The organism is Anaerorhabdus sp. (assembly GCF_036657415.1).
In the GTDB taxonomy this organism is placed as follows: domain Bacteria; phylum Bacillota_I; class Bacilli_A; order Erysipelotrichales; family Erysipelotrichaceae; genus Anaerorhabdus.
This window is the reverse complement of record NZ_JAVXGL010000131.1, coordinates 1-3,563: the sequence shown is the minus strand read 5'-3', so window position 1 is coordinate 3,563 and position 3,563 is coordinate 1. Positions and strand designations below refer to the sequence as shown.

General features: G+C 30.6%; 4 protein-coding genes. All 4 read right to left on the bottom strand.

Translation table 11 applies throughout. From position 1 onward, the window contains the following. Positions 1-354, bottom strand: a 354-nt coding sequence (locus RSB60_RS11250) for a ZIP family metal transporter (protein ID WP_442879673.1), incomplete at its 3' end; no start/stop codon positions are given. 87 nt (positions 355-441) lie between these two features. Beyond that, complete coding sequence (locus RSB60_RS11245) at positions 442-2,040, bottom strand: hypothetical protein (protein ID WP_332616417.1); 1,599 nt, start codon at positions 2,038-2,040, stop codon at positions 442-444. Further along, complete coding sequence (locus tag RSB60_RS11240; protein WP_323380386.1) at positions 2,037-2,741, bottom strand: ABC transporter ATP-binding protein; 705 nt, start codon at positions 2,739-2,741, stop codon at positions 2,037-2,039. The genes RSB60_RS11245 and RSB60_RS11240 overlap by 4 nt, the downstream gene beginning before the upstream one ends. Positions 2,742-2,758: 17 nt before the next feature. Continuing rightward, entirely contained in the window at positions 2,759-3,427 is a 669-nt protein-coding gene (locus RSB60_RS11235; RefSeq protein WP_323380385.1) for a DUF1648 domain-containing protein, read from the bottom strand. Between the last annotated feature and the right edge of the window lie 136 nt (positions 3,428-3,563).

Genomic DNA, 3,563 nt, shown 5'->3' with positions numbered 1-3,563 from the left:
TAATTTTGAAGGAATTCCTTCAACATGATTTGTTTTATCTTGAAAATGAATATGAGGAATCAGATGATCTGAAATCCAAAGAAAAACAGCTCCTGCACCAAATCCAATTGAAACGACTGCCCATGGAATCATATTTAATTCTGCAGATAAATCAATTGCTGGTGCTATCAACGAAAAGAAACTCGCTGCTATCATAACTCCTGATGCAAAACCCAACATTCCATTTAATACCCGTTGATTAATATCTTTGAAAAAGAAAACCATCCCTGCACCTAACGCTGTCATTCCCCAAGTAAATAATGACGCTGCTAAAGCTAATGCAATTGGCCCCCAAGCTATAAGTTGTTCTAACATTCTAAAACCCTCCCCTATTATTATTCACAAAATCATTTACGAATACAAGTTATTTACTCAAAACAAAAAGATGATGTTTCCATCATCTTAATATAATTCTTTGAATTTACGAATACCCACTGATTTCAAATAGAGCCAAAGTCCAATATCTAACAAAATAATTCCGAGTGTAAAAATAGTAATAATTAATGAAGATGACATGAATTCTGTTAAATTGATATATAGGAAAATAATTAAAGCACCTAAAACTATTCCACCCATAATTGATATAAATGAACTCATACTTTGTTTGATAACGAGTATTTCACGATCGAATTCTAATTTAGGAAAATTCATATTAATTGATAATCCTAGGAATCCTACAAATATTCCCATAAAGAAAATCAATAAGAGCCCTAATAAAATTTCTATAATCGAAAAACTGAAACCAATAGAAACAAGAATAAACCCGATTGCTGAAGGTATCCAAATAATAACTGCATTTACCAACGCTTTTGATATAAAGATAATTTCAGTTTTCACAGGAATTGTCTTTGTAATCCACCATTGTTTACCTTCTAGGGAGATACTCACACTTGAAGTCGGTGTCATTAACGCAAACAAACAAATTGCTGAACAAATTAGACCGAAGAATGTCGATTTCAATTCTAGTCCAGTTATTCCAAATTGTGCAAGCATTGTATCTACCTGACTCTTGTTAATAACAAGAACCACACCACCTACAATCAACATCACTTGTCCTATTGCAAGATTAAAGAAATACATTGAATTCGCAAATACTTTCATCAACTCTTTTTTAAATAAAGCGGATAATGCACTGTTTGAATTTGTTCGTCCAAGTTTAAAGTTTTTAACTTTATACCCTTCTTGCACACGACTATTGATTGATATAAATGTTTTACTAAAGAAAAAGATAAATAATACAAGTATCGCCGTACATACCAATATTGATCCAAGTAAATAAACTAGATTACCATCAACGGTACCTTTAACATACCAAAAGACTGGAAATAAGTATAATTCTAAAAATTTATATATTTCATTAAAAAATTCCATTGGTATCGCTGTTTCTTCTAAACTTGGAACTGAAAAGCTTAGAAATAGAATTCCAGCCATCAACACAAAAGTTCCCAAGTTCACAAACAATGTTTTGAATCTTCCATTACCCGCAATACGACGAATTCCAAGTGCTATCAAACTTGCGAAAGATAACGGAATGAATGATAGGAAGAAAGATCCCACAATACCAAATATATAAAACAAAATTCCCATGTGTTCATTAATTCCATAAACAATTAATGCTGGGATAATAAACACTGTTTGATATAACATATTCAACGAAACAAACGAAGTGATTTTCGCTAAGAATACTTGTGTTCTTGATATTGGCCAACTCATAAGTCGATCAAAATCTTTGAACTGAAATAGTTGCCCTTGAGCAGTAGAAATTGAAATCACAAAGATTACAAGAATTGATGCAGCACTCATTAGATATAACGTTAAGTCTTTATAGCCATCTGGTAATCCCAAATATATACCAGAAGCATAGATACCAGAGGCAGCCAATATCGATGAAAAAATCACGAGAAGAAGAATTTTACCTTGTATTTTTTTACTTCCTGTCCGCATTGAAGAATTCATAAATTCTGAGATTTGGATTTTTGCTAGTTCTAGAAACTTTTTCATTTTTCTATTCCCAAGAATATTTCTTCTAATGAATTCTTACTGATTATTTCTTCTGTATCTCCTTGTAACATGATTACTCCATCTTTTAATATCGCAACTTTATCACATAGTTTTTCAACTACTTCTAAGACGTGTGAAGAGAAGAAAATTGAACATCCTTCATCACACATCTTTCTCATTCTTTTCTTCAGTGTGAATGCCGCTTTAGGATCTAACCCAACAAATGGTTCATCCAATACAAGCAATTTAGGATTATGTACAAAGGCACTAATAAGTGCCAGCTTTTGTTTCATCCCATGTGAATAAGAACTAATACTATCTCCTAAATTTTGTTCCAATTCTAATTCACTTGATAATTCTTTAATTCTTGTCAAACGTACATCGCTGGGTACATCATATAAATCACAAATAAAATTTAAGTATTTAATACCTGTCAAATGTTCATAAAGATCTGGGTTATCAGGTATATATGCTAGTATCTTTTTACAATCAATTGGATTTTTCTTGATACTTTTTCCATCAATTAAAATTTCACCACTTTCAAAATCAAGAATACCTACAATACTCTTAATTGTTGTTGTTTTACCAGCACCATTGTGCCCAATAAATCCAAATATCTCTCCATCATTTACTTCAAATGAAATTCCTTTAACAATTTCTTTATTTCCATATGATTTATGAAAATCCTTAACTACTAACATTTTTTATCCTCTTCTTTCTAAGAATTTCTTGATACTTTCACAAAAATCCAAATACTATAAATTACCATTAATAAGATAGTACCAGCAACAACAAACATCGAAACCCATTCATTTAAGAAAATAGTGATTAGGTATATGATTCCAATTACAAATAATAAGTATCCAAATACTGTATAATGTTTCTTTCTTTCATCCGGATCCATATTATAATATTTTTTAAAATATCCTAAACCTATTAAATTTCCATTCAACATGACTTTCGTACGATAATTTCCACTTGTTTTAGGCATGTAGTTTCCTATTAAGATAAATAGAATTCCTAAGAACGCTAACATAATTCTTCTTAAATCTAATTTTGCTCCCATTGATATTCCTACGCTTAATAAATAAACAATAACACATGTAATCGGAAGTATTGATTTAAAAATGTATTCAACACGTGGTGTTTTCAAACCTTTATTAACAACATCATTTTGATAACAGACAAGAGCTTGCATAAATGCAATCAACACAGGCAACAAGAAGATAAATATATTTTTAGGGATATAACTATCTGGTTGCCCTTTAAAGTTAAAATGTATCGCAACCATATTTGGTAAATCGTTATAGTAATAAATTCCTACCAAAATTGGTGCCAAACACAATAAACTTGTAATAATGAGTGTTTTCCATTTCACATTACTCATCCTTATATCCTCCTAGTTGCTGGATCCACATCAGTATGTCTTCGAATACCGATAGGTTTATTTCATAATAAATAAAATTTTTCTGTTTTTCTTCATTAACAAGTCCCGCTTTTTTTAACTGCGATAAATGGTATGA

Bases quoted from the DNA above. Each gene is read 5' to 3' on its own strand.
- RSB60_RS11240 (WP_323380386.1), bottom strand. From the start codon at position 2,741: ATGTTAGTAGTTAAGGATTTTCATAAATCATATGGAAATAAAGAAATT.
- RSB60_RS11235 (WP_323380385.1), bottom strand. From the start codon at position 3,427: ATGAGTAATGTGAAATGGAAAACACTCATTATTACAAGTTTATTGTGT.
- RSB60_RS11245 (WP_332616417.1), bottom strand. From the start codon at position 2,040: ATGAAAAAGTTTCTAGAACTAGCAAAAATCCAAATCTCAGAATTTATG.